The sequence below is a fragment of the Actinomadura rugatobispora genome (genome assembly GCF_055379765.1).
On the sequence record NZ_AP029191.1, the window covers coordinates 4,334,216 to 4,350,381 of the forward strand.

A 16,166-nucleotide genomic window follows, 5' to 3' on the forward strand; every position below is an offset into this window, starting at 1 on the left:
ACATCGCCCTAGCGGCGCCCCTTCCGCCGCAGAGGCCACCACCGTCTCCACCCTCTCGTCGGCGACTTCGCAGAACGCTTTCAGTCGGCCGGCTCATCTGACGGTAGAGCGCCTTACCGGCCGCCGGGCGTCCTCGGGCGCGTTACGGGGACGACAGTGAGGAGGTCGTCCAATCCTTTGAAGTCGTCGGGATTGGTGGTGAACAGCGGCAGGTCCTCGGCGATGGCGATGGCGGCGATCATCAGGTCGGCCACTCGGCGTCTGGGCTTGCGCCCGGCGCTGATCACGGCCGCGCAGACCCTGCCGTAGGCGCGGGCTGCTTCCGTCTCGAACGGGATGGGGTCGAACTCGTTCTCCGCACGCTGGAGCACGTCCAACCGCCGGGCGCGTTCGGCGTACTCGTCGTAGTCGTCCTGCTCCTCCTTCCTGCGCACCTCATGCGGCCCTGCGGACAGTTCCGCCAAGGTGATGGCACTGATCGCCATCTCTACAGGGAGCTCTTCAGGATCCACCCACTTGCGCAGGATCATGATGTTCGTGTCGAGCAGCCCCTGCGCGTACTCACCGGCCATAAGGATCGTCCGGCTCCCGGTCGGCTGTGGCATCCTGGTCGGCCCGGAAGGCATCCAGGGAGATGCCGGGGGCGCTGCGGGACATCGCCGCGAACTCGCTGCGGGGCACGAACCGCCTGCGCCGCCGCAACGGAATCAGTTCGCCGATCTGGTGTCCGTCACGCGTGACCGTGAACGCCTGGCCACGCTGGACCGCGTCCATGATCTCTTTAGACCTGTTACGCAGGTCACGTTGAGTGATCTCAGGCTGCGGGCTCATACCATCACGATACCGGCCCAGCGCCACGCGGTGCTACACGGTGGCACATCATCACGGAGCAAGGTGACCCTCGGTGTCAGGGGATGTCGAATCGGTTGGTGACGGGTAGGGCACAGCCCCTGAGGTGGTGGGGGCTGGTGGTGCAGCCGTACGTCTCGGTTCCGGTAGGGGGTACAGCAAGCATGGGTGCGGTGCTTCGCGAAGTCCGCTGGGCGGGTGTCAGGAATCGCGCGGGGTGACCAGGCCGGATTCGTAGGCGAGGACCACGAGCTGGGCGCGGTCACGGGCATGGAGCTTGGCCATGGCCCGGTTGATGTGGGTTTTCGCGGTCGTCGGGCTGATCACCATGCGGTCGGCGATCTGGTCGTTGGACAGGCCCCGCGCGACCAGGGCGACGGCCTCGCGTTCGCGGTTGGTCAGTTCTTCCAGCCCCGTGCCGGTGCCGGTGCCGGGCGGCTGGGTGATGTACCGGCTGATCAGCTTGCGGGTGATCGACGGTGCGAGCAGGGCGTCGCCGCGCGCGGCGACGCGGACGGCGTGCAGGAAGTCTTCCGGCACGACGTCTTTCACCAGGAAACCGGCGGCGCCGGCGCGCAGCGCGTTGAAGACGTACTCGTCCAGGCCGTAGTTGGTCAGGATGACCACGTGCACCCCGGCCAGGGCGGGGTCGGCGGCGATGCGCCGGGTCGCCTCGATACCGTCGACGACCGGCATCTGGACGTCGATCAGAGCGACGTCGGGCAGGTGTTTGCGGGCCAGCGCGATGCCCTCCTTCCCGTCCGAGGCCTCGGCCACCACCTCGATGTCGTCCTCGAGGTCGAGGAGCGCGCGGAAGCCGCTGCGAATGAGCGGCTGGTCGTCGACCAGCAGAACACGGATCATGACGTCCGCTCCACGGGCAGTTCGGCCTGGACGGTGAAGCCGCCCTCGCCGCGCGGTTCGGCGCGCAGCCGGCCGCCGAGGGCGGTGACGCGTTCGCGCATGCCCAGCAGCCCGAGGCCGGGCGCGGGAGCGGTGTCCGGCGCGCTCGTGCCGTCGTCGTCGATGCGGATCGCGAGGACGTCCGGACGGCAGTCGATGCGGACCGACGCCGTGGCGGCGCCGGAGTGCCGGGCGATGTTGGTGAGCGACTCCTGGACGATCCGGTAGACGGTCCGGTCCACCGCGGCCGGCACGCCATGCCGTCGTCCCTCGATCGTCAGCGTCGCGTCCAGGCCGATGGTGCGGGCCCGTTCCACCAGTTCCGGAACATGGTCGAGCCCGCGCGGCGGGGCCGTGTCGTCGTCGCGCAGCGCCTCCAGGGTCGCGCGCAGTTCCCGGGTCGCCTCGCGCCCGGCCTCCTGGATCGCCAGCAGTGCCTCCGGGACCGGTTCGCCGCGCCTGCGGGCCACGTGGACGGCGACCTCGGCCTGAACCTTGATGACGGAGATCTGGTGGGTGAGCGAATCGTGCAGCTCCCGCGCGATGCGCAGCCGTTCCTCGTCGGCGCGGTGCCGCGCGGTCTCCTCCCGGGTGCGCTCGGCCTCATCGGCCCGCCGCTCGGCCTGCCGCAGCGCCTCGCCCGCGGCGCCGGCGGCGATCAGCCAGGCGATCTCGAGGGCGCCCCGGGCCTGGGCGAACGCCTCGCCCGTGTCGTGCAAGCCCGAGAGCAGGGCCGCGAGCGGCAGGGCGGCCAGCAGGGCCACGCTCGCCGCCACCGCGATGATCCGGTGCCCGGCCCGTACGGCGGCGTACACCGCGAACAGGAACGCGACCGCCGGCACATCGAAACCGGCCGCCTGGTAACCCGCCGCGCACAGCCCGGTGACGGCCAGGACGGTGACCGGCGCGCGGCGGCGCGCGGCCAGCGCCAGGCCGCCGGCCGTCAGCAGCGCATAGCCGAGCAGGTCGAGACTCGTGACGGAGTGCTGGCGGGACAGTCCGGTGACCAGCAGCGTGGCCGCCACGCCGACGGCGATCGCCCAGTCCCGGACACCGGGTCCAATCCTCACAAGCGCACCCTAGCCGGGCGCCGCCGCGGGAGAAGTCCCGCTCACGGACGAACGGCGGCTACCGCACACGCGGTACTCCCCCTGCTTCTGCCGCGTCCGCGGTAGCCGGGTGCGCCATCGGCGGCAGCGCGAAGTGCGTCCGGCTGCGGGACGACCGGCGGTGGGCGTGACGGACATGCTCGGAGCACATCCAGTTTCAGGAGGAGACATGTCAGTCACATCTGTGCTTGCCGCGCACGCTTCGGCCCAGGTGGTCGCCGCCGATGCCTACGACCTGACCGGCGGGCGGCTCGTGGGCACCGCGGCCGCACTGGTGTCGCTGGCCGGCGTGGTCATCGGCGGGCTGGCTCTGGCCCGCTCCGCCGGCCGCAACGGGAAGAGAGGGGCCATGGTCTCCCTGGTGGCGGGGCTGACCGGCATGGTCATCGGCGCGCTGAACCTGGCCGTCGCCGACGGCGGCCTCGGCACCGGCAACGGAGTGGCCGGCGGCGCCATCGGCCTGGTGCTGGGGCTGATCGCCACGGTCCTCGGCTATCTGGCTCTGGTCCGCTCCCGCCGCACCGGCCGGACGATCGACCGGCCCGACCACGAGCGCGCGTTGGATCGACTGGCGTGACCGGTGCCGGTCTCATGGGGAGATCGGCTAGCGTCGCGATGTGCACACGGACGTCACTGATTCATCCGTCGCCACACGGCGTTCCGGGCGCCAGGCGATCTGCTGGGCGCTGTGGGACTGGGGAGCGTCCGCCTTCCACGCCGTCATCCTCACCTTCGTCTTCACGGTGTACGTGACCGGTACGGTGGCCGCCGATGAGGAGTCGGGGTCCCGGGCGCTCGGCGTCTCGCTCGCGGTGGCGGGGGTGTTCGTCGCGTTGCTCGCACCGGTGATCGGCCGTCGCGGCGATGCCGGCGGGAGACGCAAGCTGTGGCTGGCCGTCCATAGCGGGCTGGTGGTGGCCTGTACGGCGGGACTGTTCTTCATCCAGGACGACCCGTCGTACCTGCTGCCGGCGCTCGTCCTGATCGCCGCGGGCAGCGTGTTCTTCGAGATCGCCGAGGTCAACTACAACGCGATGCTGACGCAGGTGTCGACGAAGGCGACGCTCGGGCGGGTCTCGGGCTTCGGCTGGGCGATGGGGTACTTCGGGGGCCTGATCGCGTTGACGGTCGTGCTGTTCGCGTTCGTGCTGCCCGACGTCGGCCTGTTCGGCGTGACCTCGGAGGACGGGCTCAACATTCGTGTGGTCGCGCTGTTCTCGGCGCTGTGGTTCGCGTTGTTCGCGCTCCCGCTGCTGCTGTTCGTGCCGGAGACGCCGGCGTCCCGGGAGCACGTGCGCCGCGGCTTCTTCGCCGAGTACGCGGAGCTGGGCAGGCGCCTGAAAAGGATGTGGCGCGGCGAGCGGCGCACGCTCGGCTTTCTCGCCGCCAGCGCCGTCTACCGGGAAGGTCTCGCGGCGATCTTCACCTTCGGCGGCGTGGTCGCGGCCGGCACGTTCGGCTTCACCACCACGGAGGTGGTGATCTTCGCGATCGGCGCCAACCTCACCGCCGGTGTCGGCGCCGTCCTGGGCGGGCGGCTGGACGATCGCTTCGGCCCGAAGCCCGTGATCGTGGTGGCGCTGCTGGGGCTCGTGCTGGTGTGCGGCGCGCTGGTGGTGCTACCGGGCAAGATCGCGTTCTGGGTGTGCGGGCTGACCCTGGCGACCTTCGTCGGGCCGGCCCAGTCGTCCACCCGGACCTTCCTCACCCGCATCGTCACGCCCGAGCGAGAAGGGGAGGCGTTCGGGCTCTACGCCACCACGGGGCGCGCCGTCGGTTTCCTCGGGCCGCTGGCCTTCAGCGGGTTCATCGCCCTGTTCAACACGCAGCGGGCGGGCATGGCCGGCATCACCCTGATCCTGTTGGCCGGGCTGATCGCGCTGCTTCCGATCCGCCCGCCCGAAAGCGTTCAATGACCGGGCTCCGCCCCGGACGAGGGGCGGCCGGCCCGGCGAGAGCGGCCTTCGCCGCAGCCGGAACAGTTCTGGCAGCCGCGGCGCACCAGCTCCACTCCGCCCTGGAACCTCGTGACGGCGTTCAGATGCTCGAGGAGCTCCGCCACGCGCCGGCTGAAGGTCCGGGGTGAGATCCCGAGTTGCTTGCTGGCCGCCTCGTCCGTCTGTCCGGACAGCAGGGCCTCGACGATCGGGAGCAGATAGGCGGGAGCGTCCGGCGGAAGTACGTCACGGGCGGAACGGCACGGTCCCGCCGAGATCCTTTCGGCTCCCCTTCTCGGCGCGTTCCTTCCCATGGCATGGGTGTTGTGCAGATCGAAAGCTTCCGGCGCGGCCTGGTGATAGGCATGGGAATGGCGTGTCATTCTTTGCCTCGCTTCCTGTGCGCAGCCGGGTGGCCCGAACTGCACGGCCGGCATCGCTGCGAGCCGTCTTAATGGCACTCTTGATCAGCGATGGCGATGCTAGCGACACTCGCCTAACGTGTTGCTAACCGCGAGGTTTCCTGATGTTGGAGGGGTCTGTGCGGCGTTCTTCTCGCCCCCCGGCCCTTCGTGGGCGAGCCGCTCCTCCAGCGTCCTCATGTCGCTCTCGCCCGAGATCTCGTTGAGGAGTTCGCGGGCTTCCCGCCGGCTGGCCCCCGCCGCCAGGTGGTCGCCGGCGGCACCGTGGGCGTCGCCGAGGTAGCGGAGCGTCCGCGCCAGGTAGGGGATCCAGCCGCGGGTCCTCCAGACCTGAACCGAGCGTTCGAGGGCCGCGATGGCGGCGGGCACGTCTCCTTCGGCCAGGTTCAGCCGCCCGAGGATGCTGAGCGCGTCGGCGAGGAAATGGCCGAAGTTGCCGTTCTCGCTGTGGGCCAGCGTCAGTTCGACGGTCGCCCTCGCCCGCTCGTCCCCTGTCGCGGCGAACAGTTTTGAGAGGTAGAGCAGCGAAAAGGTCTCGAGATAGCGATCGTCCAGCCGCCGGGCCATCGCCAGGGATTCTTCCAGCAGTTTCCGCCCGGTGGCGATGTCACCGCAGAACGACTTCGCCGCGCCGAGGAACTGGATCACCGTCGTGGTGTAGCGGGCGTTGCCGAGTGCCTCGGCGACCCCCATCGCCTTCTCCAGGACCACGACCGCGCCCTGGGGGTCCTCCTCGCCGTGGACGACCGCCATCACGTGGTAGGCCCGCGCCTGCCCGCCGAGGTAGTCAGCGTCGACGGCGATCCGCAGGGCGCGCTCCGCCAGGGCGAGGGCCTGCGCGCCGTTCCCGTCGGCCGTCATGCCCCAGGCCAGGTCGACGGTGGCGTCGGCCACTCCGACGGGATCGTCCAGCTGGACGAACAGGTCGAGGAGTTCGGACGCCGCGGCCTGCATCCGCGTCATCGCGGGTCCGGGGCCCGCCGGGGCCGTCCAGGTGGTGACCTCCAGGAGGCCGCGCAGCAGCACGGCCGTGCCGCGCCTGTCGCCCGTCTCACGGCAGAGCGCGAGCGTCCGCTCGTGCATGCGCTGCCAGCCGTCGTACGACCCGCGCACGTTGAGGTACTTCTCCGTGGACCCCGCGAGGTCCCAGGCGAGTTCGGTCAGCCGCCCCTCGCACGCCTGCGCCACCCCCGCCACCAGCGCGGCGCGCTCGGCGCCGAACCATGCCATCGGATCGGCCAGCAGCGGGCCGGCGACCTCCGCGGGGAGCCGCCAGCGCGGCGCGGGACCGTGCATGATCGCGTAGCAGGGTCCGGGGACGTGTTCCGCCGCGACCTCCGCCAGCGCCAGCCACGCGCCGAGGGCCCGCCGGATCGCGGCCTCCCGTTCGGGTCCGGGGTCCTCGCGCACGGCCCGCTCGCGCGCGTACAACCGGACCAGGTCATGGAGTCTGTACCGGAGCGCGCCGGTCTCGTCCGTCCCCACGAGGTTCACCAGGTGGGCGTCGACCAGGATCTCGATCTCGCGTTCGGCCTGCCGCACCGGCACGTCCAGCAGGGCCGCCACCGCCCAGCAGGCGAAGTCGGGCGCGTCGAGCAGCCCGGCCAGCCGGAAGGCCCGCCGCGCGCCGGTGGGCAGCGTCCGGTAGCTCATCTCGAATCCGGCGCGGACGTCGAGGTCGCCCACGACCAGTTCGTCCAGCCGGTGCCGTTCCTCCCCGAGGGCGCCGACGAGGTGGTCCAGGCTCCACTGCCGCCTGCCGAGGAGCCTGGCCGCCGAGATGCGCACCGCCAGCGGAACCCGGCCGCACAGCCGGATGATCTCGAGGGCCGCGGCCGGGGCGTCGCGGACGCGTTCGGTCCCGACGATTCTCATGAGCAGGTCCACGGCCTGGGCGGTCGGCAGGACGTCGAGTTCCAGCAGGCTCGCGCCCTCGAGGCCGACCAGGCGGACGCGCCCGGTGATGAGCACGGCCGTGCCGGGGGCACCGGGCAGGAGCGGCCGCACCTGCTCCTCCCCGGCGACGTTGTCGAGCAGAATGAGGATTCTGCGTCTGGCCAGGCAGCTCCGGAAGAGCGCCGCACGTTCCTCGAGGGATTCGGGTATGCCGGCGGCGCTGACGCCCAGGGCGAACAGGAATCTGCTGAGCACGTCCTCTGGGCGGGCGGGGTCGGCGGAGGCGCCGCGCAGGTCCGCGTAGAGCTGGCCGTCGGGGAACGAATCGGCGATCCGGTGCGCGACGTGCACGGCGAGCGTGGTCTTGCCCAGCCCGCCCAGGCCCGCGATGCCGGCGATGGCGACGGTGCCCGGCCGCGGCCCGGTGAGGACCTCGGTGAGGCGTGCCACCTCGTCGTCCCGGCCCGTGAAATCGGCGATGTCCGGCGGCAGCTCGGCGGGGGTGGGGGCCACCCGCGGCTCGGGCGCCGGGCCCGGGGCGTGGACGGGACGGTCGGCGGACAGGGCGCGCAGGTGGGCGAGCTGCACTTTCTCGCTCGGCTCGATGCCCAGTTCGTCCGACAGGCGCGCGGCGAGTTCGTGGTAGGCGCGGACGGCCTCCCCGGGCCTGCCGGCCGCGAGGAGGAGATCGATGAGCGCGGCGTGGAGCGGCTCGTCGTAGGGACGTTCGCGGGCGAGCCGGCGCACCGCCTTGAGCGCGTCCCCCGGCGCCGCGGTCTCCATGGCGGCCGTCGCGAGGTCGAGGGCCGCCTGGCCGATGCCTTCTTCGAGCGAGCGGACGAGGGGGTCGGAACGGTCGATCCTCGCCACCCCGGACAGCAGCGGGCCGGAATGTTCCCGGAATGCCGCGGAAAGGGCCTGGAAGCGCTCTTCCGGGGCGGGCGCCGCGCGGGCCCGGGTGAGGAACGACAGGAACCGGCCGAGGTCCGACCGCTCGGGCGGGCAGCGCAGCAGGTACCCATCCGCGTAGCCGATCGAGAGGGGTTCCGCCGTGCCGTCGAACTGGGCGAGCCATTTGCGCAGCCGCGAGACGGCGACATGAACCGAGGCGCGACCGGAGTTGTGCGGCTGGTCCGCCCACACCAGATCCATGAGCCGGTCGGCGGGCAGCGGTTCGCCGCGCGCGAGGATCAGCGCTCCCAGCAGCCCTTGGAGAACGGCGGAGCCGGGCGCCGCGACGCGGGATCCGCCCAGCCGCACCTCGAGTCGTCCGAGAACCCGGAAAACCGGACCCTCGGTCAGCATCTCGTCTGCCATGTTCTGGTACCTCGGCCGATGGCGATCTCGGTGGGTGAAGCTCACCGAGCCGTTGCTCCCGAAGTTCGCACCGCTGAAGCAGGGTGGTGGAAATGCGTCGGCGGAGGAGGATCCGGGCGGTGGTCACGGCGATGGTACACGTGGGGCCAATGGACGCCGGGTGAATTCGCGCGGTGATCCCGGGTGGGCGGGACGGCCGAGCACCCTGATCAACGCGGGGACGGACGCTCGTGGTGAGGTGTGCCGCCGTCGTACTCGGCCGGGTCAGTTCGCCCGATCGGCTTGAAGCCGCTCATTCCGCAGGTGCCCTTGATCGTCGCGACCCGGCGGCGACGGCCGGGCCTCGGCGCCCGTGCCGCTCGCGCCGGGGCCGCTCGCGAGGCCCGAGGCCGCCATCAGGTCACGGTACGGGCCGGGCTGACGGCTGAGCCGGCCGTGGTCGCCGCGCTGCACGATCCGCCCCTCGCCGAAGACGCAGATCTCATCGGCCTCGGCCGCGGTGGCCGGCCGGTGGGTGATGACCAGGAGCGTGCAGTCCAGCCGCCGGATGCTCGAGATCACGTTCGCCTCGGTCACCCGGTCCAGGGCGCTGGTCGCCTCGTCGAGGATGAGAATGCGGGGGCGCCGGACGAGGGCGCGGGCCAGGGCGATCCGCTGGCGCTGGCCGCCGGAGAGGCCGGTGCCGCCCGAGCCCAGCAAGGTCTCGTAGCCCATCGGCAGCGCGGCGATCTCGTCGTGGATCTGGGCGATGCCGGCGGCGTGGACGTAGTCGCAGGTGGAACCGTCCTCGATGGCCGCGCCCATCGTGATGTTGTCGCGGATCGATCCGGCGAAGATGCGGGCGTCCTGGTCGACGAACGAGATCGACCGCCGCAGGGAGGCACGGTCGATGTGGTCGAAGGGCTTCCCGCCGATGAGGACCCGTCCCGCGTTGGGCCGGTACAGACCCGCGAGCATCATCGCCAGGGTCGACTTGCCGCATCCGGAGGCGCCCAGGAACACCACGAACCTCCCGGCGGGGACGGTCAGGTCGATGTCCCTCAGAACCGGGGCCGCGGCGCCCGGGTACTGGAACCACGCCCCCTTGACCGCCAGGTCTCCCCGGGTGTCGAAGCCGGACTCGGCCGTCCGCCCGGTCTCATCGAGCTCGGCGTCCAGAATGTCGCCGAGCCGGGTGAGGGGAGCCTTCAGCGTGGCCACCTGGAAGCCCGCCTGCACCAGGCCGGTCAGCGGGATGAAGATCCCCATGGACAGGGAGGTGAAGGCGGTCATCTGGCCGAGCCCGAGCCGCCCGCCGCTCACCTGGAGGGCGCCGATGATCAGCACCAGCAGCGGCGCCGTGAACTGGACGGACGCGACGAGGGAGGAGAACAGGGTGAAATGGCGGCGGCGCCGGGTTCCCGCGTTGATCTCCTCGATGAGGGAGTGGGTCCACTTGCCGCCCATCACCTCGTCCAGGCCGGCGGCCTTCACGGTGCCGATGCCTTCGAGGAGTTCGTTCAGCGTGCTGTTGGAGTGCGCCTGGCACTCCAGTTCGTCGGCGGCCAGGTACACCTGCGACCGCCAGGCCAGCAGCAGAAGCCCGACCTGGATCACCGCCAGCAGCGAGACCCATACCGCGATCCGCGGCTCCACCAGGAAGAACGCGGCGAGGTAGCAGCCGACCAGCACCCCGTCGAAGGCCGCCGAGAGCATGGAGGCGGTCAGCACGTTCCGGACCGACGTGCTGGTCCGCACGCGCAGCGCCAGGTCGCCCGGCGCGCGCCGGGTGAAGAAGCCGAGGGGAAGGGCGAGCAGCCGGTTGAAGATGCCGAGGGTCACCCGCTTCTCCGCCGCCGCCTGAAGTTCGAGGATGACGGTGCCGCGGAGCAGCTGGAGGAGGAAGAAGCACAGGGCGGACAGTGCGACGGCCGCGACCGCCCGCACGGGCGTCAGCTCGCCCCCGAGACCGCGGTGGTCGACGGCGTAGGCCGACGCCAGGGGCGTCAGCAGGCCGAAGACGAGAAGGGACAGCGAAGCCACCACCAGCGCCAGCCACTTCTTCGACCGGGGGAAGAAATAGGCGAGGTGCCGCCAGGGGCTGCGCGCCCGCCTGGCACGCCTGGCCCGCCTCTGCCGGCGCACCGTGCGGAGCGGAGCGTCGAACTCGACGGCCACACCGGTGAAGAGCCGGTCGACGTCCGCGATGCGCAGCCGTCGCTGTCCGTAGGCGGGATCGACGATATAGACGTACTGGCGCGTGGCGCGGTCAAGGACCACGAAGTGGTTGAACTTCCAGAAGAGTATGGATCCCGGCGGCAGGCTCCGCAGCCCCTCCAGGGACGTCCGCACCCCCCGGCCGGGCAGTCCGTGCCTGCGGGCCGCCGTCAGGAGGGCGCGGGCCGATACGCCGTCCCGCCCGCAGTCGGTGTCCTGCCGCAGTTGTTCGAGGCCGACCTCGATGCCGTGGTGCCCCAGTGCCATCATCAGGCTGACCGGGCCGCAGTCGCTCAGCTGCGACTGGAGGTGCACGGGGATCGCACGCCGCCGCCGTGCCGGGATCCGCAGGCTCCGGACGTCCGCGGGCCACGACGGCCGGGGGAGCCCGCCCTTCTCCATGGGCGGGCCCAGTTCACGGTCGACCGAGGCGGCCTGCCGCGCCTCCTCCCGGAAACGCGGGGGCCGGGGCGTGCGCCCGTTCCCCGGCGCGGGCTCGGTCGGGCCGCCGGACCCGTCACCGCGCTCACGCGGGTGGGCGAAGAAGTCGAACGACGATTGACCCGGCACTCTTCCTCTTCCTCACCGGCCTGAAAGCGATGTCAGGTTCGTCCTGAGCACCTCGGACACGCCCTTCGCGCCGTCCGCCGAGAACAGATGGGAAGCGAACACCGTCTGGACGTCGAGGACGTCGCGGTAGCTGAAGACCCGCAGTCCGACGCCCGCCGCCCGGTAGTCGACCCGAGGCTGGTAGCCGGTCCCGCCCAGCCGGCAGAACTCGCGGCTGTCCAGGGCGGACATCTTCCGGTAGTTGACGGAGAGGTCGGTCGGGTACGCCTCGTCCCGGCCACGGCCCCGCCGGTACCGGACCGTGGCGCGGAGCACCGCGGTCCCCACCGCGGCGACGAGATCGCGTCCGGCGCCGGCGTCTCCCGGTCTCTCGACGACCACCGGGAGCTCCACGACGTACATGCCGACGACGTCGCGTTCCGCGGGGCTGCGCAGATTGACCGGGACGGACACGGTGATCCGGTCCTGACGGGTGAACTGGAAGACGGTCCTGACGAAGGCGGCCAGGACCCAGGCGAACTCCGTGCCGCCGTGCAGTCCGGCCTGCTCCCTGAGCGCCGCGAGTTCGGTCCCGGCGAGCGTGAAGGAGGACTGCCTGGTCCGGCACCCCGGCTCGCCCGGATCAGGGGCCGGCAGGTCGGACCAGGTGAGCGGGGGCGGGGCGGAGCGCACCCGGTCGGCGGGGCGCCGGGCGCCGGCGCGGCCCGCGGCGGACTGCCGGAGGACCGAGTCGGCATAGCTCCGGCCGGACGGACCGCGGACGGCGCGGCCCGCCAGGGCGTCCGCGTAGGTGCGCATCAGATCGCGGATGAGCATCTCGGCACCGACACCGTCGACCGCCATGTGGGAGAGGCCGACCATCAGCACATGGACGCCGAGGCCGTACCGGAAGAGCCGGATTCTGAAGGGGTAGGCGTCGGCGTCCCACACCCGGCGGTGCTCCTGGACCAGGATGTGCCGGACGTAGCGGCTGAACTGCTCTTCCGAGCGGGCGAGAACGTTCTGGAAAATGATCAGGTCGTCCCGGGGCGGCAGCCCTCTGATGCGCTGGCACGGTTCCCTTCCGGGCCGCTCCACTATTTCGATGCGCAGTGCTTCGTGCCGCGCCACCAGGGTCTCGACGCTGTCGGTGAGCCTGTCGACGTCCAACTCGCCGGGAATGCGGAAACAGGACCAGAGTGCGGTACGCAGTGCGGGATCTTCGTGCACCACCGTGAAGTGTTGCGACTGGCCCAGAGTGAGCGGAAGTTCTGCGGTCTCTGGGGAACCCGTCATCCCCGGCTCCTCGCATCAGGCGGCAAGCGGTGTCGCGAGCGGGGCGGCACGAAGGAAAGTCGGCTTCTCCCTCGTGCCGCCCGGCCCGTCAGTTCTTCTTCCCGTACGGCACGACGACGTCGTCGCTGCCGCCGACGACGTCATCGAGCTCTTCGTCGGCAAGCGCGGTGATGTCGACCGTCTCTTCCTTCTTCTCCTTCTTGCTCACGGCTGGTACCTCCTTCCGGCATTCCGTGGTGGTGGTGGTCACGGCCGGCCCGTTCGGACGGGCGATGTCCGGCACGGCTGCCGCCGCCAGGGACACGTGAGAGGCCGTGGCCTCATGCGCAGGCACTCACATGGGCAGGAACGTAAGCGACGAGCGGGCCGGAGAACACCTTCCGAATGGATGATGGCGAGAAGTAGCCAGGCGTCTTCCCCGGCCGCCCGCAGGCCGTTACTTTGACGACGCAGTAAGGCATCGGAAGGCTGGGACCGCGCATGCCCGACAAGCATTCAGTAACGCTGGCTCCGGTGACGGAGGGTGACTACGAACTCCTCTCGCAATGGACCTCATCGAATACCTGGGTGTACGCCTCAGGTATTCAGAGCCATACCGGCGCGGCCGAGTTGAAGGCATTCCTGGAGCGGGCCGACGACGAGTTCCTGATCGTGTGCACGCCCGACGGGCAGGCGCTCGGCATGGTCGGCTGGAAGCCGACCGACACGCCGGGGAACTATGTCGTCGGGGCGATGATCGGTGACGCCGAGATGTGGGGCGCCGGTTTCGGGCTGGAAGCGACGATCCTGCTCGTGGGAATGCTCTTCGACTCGAAGAACGCGCACCGGGTGGAATTCACCTGCGGCGTCTTCAACCGGCGGGCGGTCGAGAACTTCTGTTCGGGGATGATCACCGTCGAGGGTGTTCTCCGGGACTACTATTTCGTTGACGGCGCCTATCACGATGCCCTGATCGGCTCGATCCTCAGGGACGAGTACTACGCGCGGCGCCCGCCGGCGGAGATCGTCCCCGCCGAGGACAAGGACACGGCCCGGAGAATCGTCGCCGACTTTCTCGCGCAGAACCCCATAGTGCCGCGCGACAGCCCGCCGCCCGCGCTCGCCGCGGCGGAGGGGCGGCACGCATGACGACACCCGCCGCACGACCCGACGCACGACCCGACGCACGCGGTGGCCTGCTCAGGCAGCTCTTCCCCCAGGGCGAGATCTTCGCCGTGGCCGACGACGCCGAGCTGGGACGGGCCGCGACGGAGCACGGGCTGGCCTACGTCCCCCTGGACCGGGCCGGTGACCTGCCCGCGGGCGCGAGCGTCGTCCTCCTCCTCCAGCACCACATGATCAGCAAGCGGATCAGGCTCGCGTTCAAGCATCACAGCGTGCTGGTGGTGCCGATCGCCAGCTTCGACGGCTCGCCCGGCGCCGCCCGCTACACGCTGGAGATGACCTTGCGGACCGACTGGGTCCGGGCCGCGGACAGGGCGTCCTACTGGATCGGCAAGCTGCGGGAGGGAGCCTCGCGAGTGGTGTTCGGGCCGCCCGAGGCACCGGGGAGGGACGCCGGGGACACGGACACCATGCGGCTCGTGTGCTCGCTGGGCACCGCCCTGACCGTGGACGCGTGGCCCCGCGCGGTGATCGGGCCCGGTGACTGGGTGAGCGTGGGGAGCTGCTGCGAGCTGTCCATCACCAGGCGGCCCGGCCAGACCGGTGCGGACACGTTCAGCATGGACGGGACCGCGAACGCATCGGCCGTGCTGGCGGCACGCGATCCCCGGTGCACCGAAGCCGGGCGGGAGCGGTTCGAGACGGCCCGGAGGCTGCGCGCGGAGATGTCCGGGTTCGGCACCGTCCGGCTGGAGATGGAGGACAACGTGCTGACCCGGGCCACCGCGGGCGGCAGGGACTTCACCCGGGAACTGCTCGGCGCGACCAACCCCGACCACGGCCTCCAGGCCCTCGAACTCGGCATCGGAACCAACCTCGGGGTGCTGCCGGAGGTCGACTGGCCGGTGAACTCGCAGCTGAACGAGGGGGCCGGCGTCATGCACATCGGGTTCGGAGACGGGATCACCGGTGCCCACATGGACTTCGTCGTCCCCGAAAGCGAGCACCACTTCCGCTGAGAGTCCGGGCCGTGCCGCCGCACGGCCCGGGTCGTGTTCGGCCGGCATCCGAGAGGAGGTGTGACATGCGGGAGGTCAACGTTCAGCCCCAGTCCTGGAGCGTCGACGACGACAACTTCGTCGCCGACGAGGCGGAGGAGTTCGACGAGACCGAGGGCGCGTACTCGTTCAGCTACGCGCGCGTCTGACCGGTAGCGGCCCGGTGACGGGGAGCGGCGGGAACGGCCGCCGCTCCCCGTCACCGGGCTCTCCCGGAGGGAAGGAAGAACCATGGGCGACCACAGCCGCCACGTCATCATCTCCGCGGACTGCCACGGGGGCGCCGACCTCACGCAGTACCGGGACTACCTCGCCCCCGCCTTCGTCGACGACTTCGACCGCTGGGCGGCGGAGTTCACCGTCCCCTACGAGGACATGAAGGGCCCTGACGCCTCCCGCAACTGGGACTCTTCGCGCCGGGCGGCCGAGCTGGAGTCGGACGGGATCGTGGCCGAGGTCATCTACCCCAACACCGTGCCGCCGTTCTTCCCGACGTCGTCGCTGGCCAGCAGCCAGGACGGGGTGGCCGGCGCCGCCGACCTGGCACGCCGGTGGGCCGGGCTCAGGGCGCACAACCGGTGGCTGGCGGAGTTCTGCCAGGACCTTCCGGGCCGGCGGGCGGGCGTCTTCCAGATCATGCTGCACGATGTCGACGCGGCGATCGCCGAGGTCCGGTGGGCGCACGAGGCCGGCCTGACCGGCGGCGTGCTGCTGCCGGGCGCCCCTCCCGGCGCCGGCGTGCCCCCGTTGTACGACCGCTCGTACGACGGGCTGTGGAGCGTCTGCGAGGAACTCGGGGTCCCGGTGAACTGCCACGGCGGCGGGGCGGGCCCGAGGACCGGCGACACGCCCGTCGACGACATGTTCTTCCTGCTCGACCTGCGCTGGTGGGACATCAACCGGTTCAGGCACCTGGTCCTCGGCGGCGTCCTGGCCCGCCACCCCGGCCTGAAGGTCGTCTTCACCGAATCCGGCATCGGCTGGATTCCCCGGGAACTGCGCAAGCTGGACCGGCTGTTCGACTCCATGCGCTCCACGGGGACCGGCGGAGGCATCGCCTACGACGCCGCGAGCGCGATCGACGACCTGTCCCTGCGGCCCAGCGAGTACTGGCACCGGCAGTGCCACGCCGGCGCCACGTTCGTCCATCCGACCGAGATGGCGATCCGGGACGCGGTGGGCGTCGACAAGATCCTCTGGGGCGGCGACTACCCGCATCTGGAGTCCACCTACCCGTTCTCCAGCGAGGCCGTCCGCACCGCCTTCTCCGGCGTCCCGGTCGCGGACACCGAGCGGATGCTGGCCGGGAACGCGGCCGAGATGTACGGGTTCGACCTGGACCGCCTGCGCGGCGTCGCCGAGCGGGTCGGACCGACCCACGACGAGGTCGGCGCCGGGCTCGATCCGGCGACCCTGCCTCCGGAGGCGGCCGGCTGCCCCGCGTTCGCGGGGCTGGTCCCGGGGGCCGCGAAGGTCCGCATGGGAGACAACCGAGGGTCGGGCAAGTAGGCCCGGAGAGCACGAGGAGAG

At 71.2% G+C, this 16,166-nt stretch carries 13 protein-coding genes; 6 read left to right on the forward strand and 7 right to left on the reverse strand.

The features are described from left to right. Nucleotides 1-113: 113 nt before the first annotated feature. From ACZ466_RS18940 to ACZ466_RS18955, 4 genes are all read right to left on the reverse strand, one after another. Nucleotides 114-572, reverse strand: a complete 459-nt coding sequence (locus ACZ466_RS18940) for a type II toxin-antitoxin system VapC family toxin (RefSeq protein ID WP_378283314.1) — start codon at nt 570-572, stop codon at nt 114-116. Beyond that, complete coding sequence (locus ACZ466_RS18945) at nt 562-831, reverse strand: type II toxin-antitoxin system Phd/YefM family antitoxin (protein WP_378283313.1); 270 nt, start codon at nt 829-831, stop codon at nt 562-564. The genes ACZ466_RS18940 and ACZ466_RS18945 overlap by 11 nt, the downstream gene beginning before the upstream one ends. Before the next feature lie 219 nt (nt 832-1,050). After that, the gene (locus ACZ466_RS18950) at nt 1,051-1,713 is read right to left on the reverse strand and encodes a response regulator (RefSeq protein WP_378283312.1); all 663 of its coding nucleotides are present in this window, start codon (nt 1,711-1,713) and stop codon (nt 1,051-1,053) included. Then, nucleotides 1,710-2,822, reverse strand: a complete 1,113-nt coding sequence (locus ACZ466_RS18955) for a sensor histidine kinase (protein ID WP_378283311.1) — start codon at nt 2,820-2,822, stop codon at nt 1,710-1,712. Before ACZ466_RS18955 ends, ACZ466_RS18950 begins: the two co-directional genes overlap by 4 nt. Before the next feature lie 208 nt (nt 2,823-3,030). On the opposite strand from ACZ466_RS18955, the gene ACZ466_RS18960 reads away from it, so the two are divergent. Together ACZ466_RS18960 and ACZ466_RS18965 are read left to right on the forward strand one after the other, a co-directional pair. Continuing rightward, nucleotides 3,031-3,438, forward strand: coding sequence for a DUF6223 family protein (locus tag ACZ466_RS18960; protein ID WP_378283310.1), 408 nt, complete (start codon nt 3,031-3,033; stop codon nt 3,436-3,438). A 40-nt stretch (nt 3,439-3,478) separates the two neighbouring features. Beyond that, nucleotides 3,479-4,777, forward strand: coding sequence for an MFS transporter (locus tag ACZ466_RS18965; RefSeq protein WP_378283309.1), 1,299 nt, complete (start codon nt 3,479-3,481; stop codon nt 4,775-4,777). Nucleotides 4,778-5,280: 503 nt separating this feature from the next. Here ACZ466_RS18965 and ACZ466_RS18970 read toward each other — a convergent pair. The 3 genes from ACZ466_RS18970 to ACZ466_RS18980 all read right to left on the reverse strand — a co-directional run bounded on the left by ACZ466_RS18970 (nt 5,281) and on the right by ACZ466_RS18980 (nt 12,474). Next, nucleotides 5,281-8,433 carry an AfsR/SARP family transcriptional regulator gene (locus tag ACZ466_RS18970; RefSeq protein WP_378283308.1) on the reverse strand — a complete coding sequence of 1,051 codons (3,153 nt, stop codon included), beginning with the start codon at nt 8,431-8,433 and terminating at the stop codon, nt 5,281-5,283. A gap of 264 nt (nt 8,434-8,697) precedes the next feature. Next, complete coding sequence (locus ACZ466_RS18975) at nt 8,698-11,199, reverse strand: peptidase domain-containing ABC transporter (protein WP_378283307.1); 2,502 nt, start codon at nt 11,197-11,199, stop codon at nt 8,698-8,700. Nucleotides 11,200-11,211: 12 nt separating this feature from the next. Then, complete coding sequence (locus ACZ466_RS18980) at nt 11,212-12,474, reverse strand: condensation domain-containing protein (protein ID WP_378283306.1); 1,263 nt, start codon at nt 12,472-12,474, stop codon at nt 11,212-11,214. A gap of 480 nt (nt 12,475-12,954) precedes the next feature. On the opposite strand from ACZ466_RS18980, the gene ACZ466_RS18985 reads away from it, so the two are divergent. The 4 genes from ACZ466_RS18985 (at nt 12,955) to ACZ466_RS19000 (ending at nt 16,145) form a co-directional block, all read left to right on the forward strand. Beyond that, entirely contained in the window at nt 12,955-13,602 is a 648-nt protein-coding gene (locus ACZ466_RS18985; RefSeq protein WP_378283305.1) for a GNAT family N-acetyltransferase, read from the forward strand. Continuing rightward, nucleotides 13,599-14,597, forward strand: a complete 999-nt coding sequence (locus ACZ466_RS18990; protein WP_378283304.1) for a hypothetical protein — start codon at nt 13,599-13,601, stop codon at nt 14,595-14,597. Before ACZ466_RS18985 ends, ACZ466_RS18990 begins: the two co-directional genes overlap by 4 nt. A 65-nt stretch (nt 14,598-14,662) precedes the next feature. Continuing rightward, nucleotides 14,663-14,785: a hypothetical protein gene (locus ACZ466_RS18995; protein WP_378283303.1), complete on the forward strand. Its 123-nt coding sequence runs from the start codon at nt 14,663-14,665 to the stop codon at nt 14,783-14,785. A gap of 82 nt (nt 14,786-14,867) precedes the next feature. After that, nucleotides 14,868-16,145 (forward strand): amidohydrolase family protein, encoded by a 1,278-nt coding sequence (locus ACZ466_RS19000; protein WP_378283302.1) that lies wholly within the window; start codon nt 14,868-14,870, stop codon nt 16,143-16,145. The last annotated feature ends 21 nt before the right edge of the window (nt 16,146-16,166 follow it).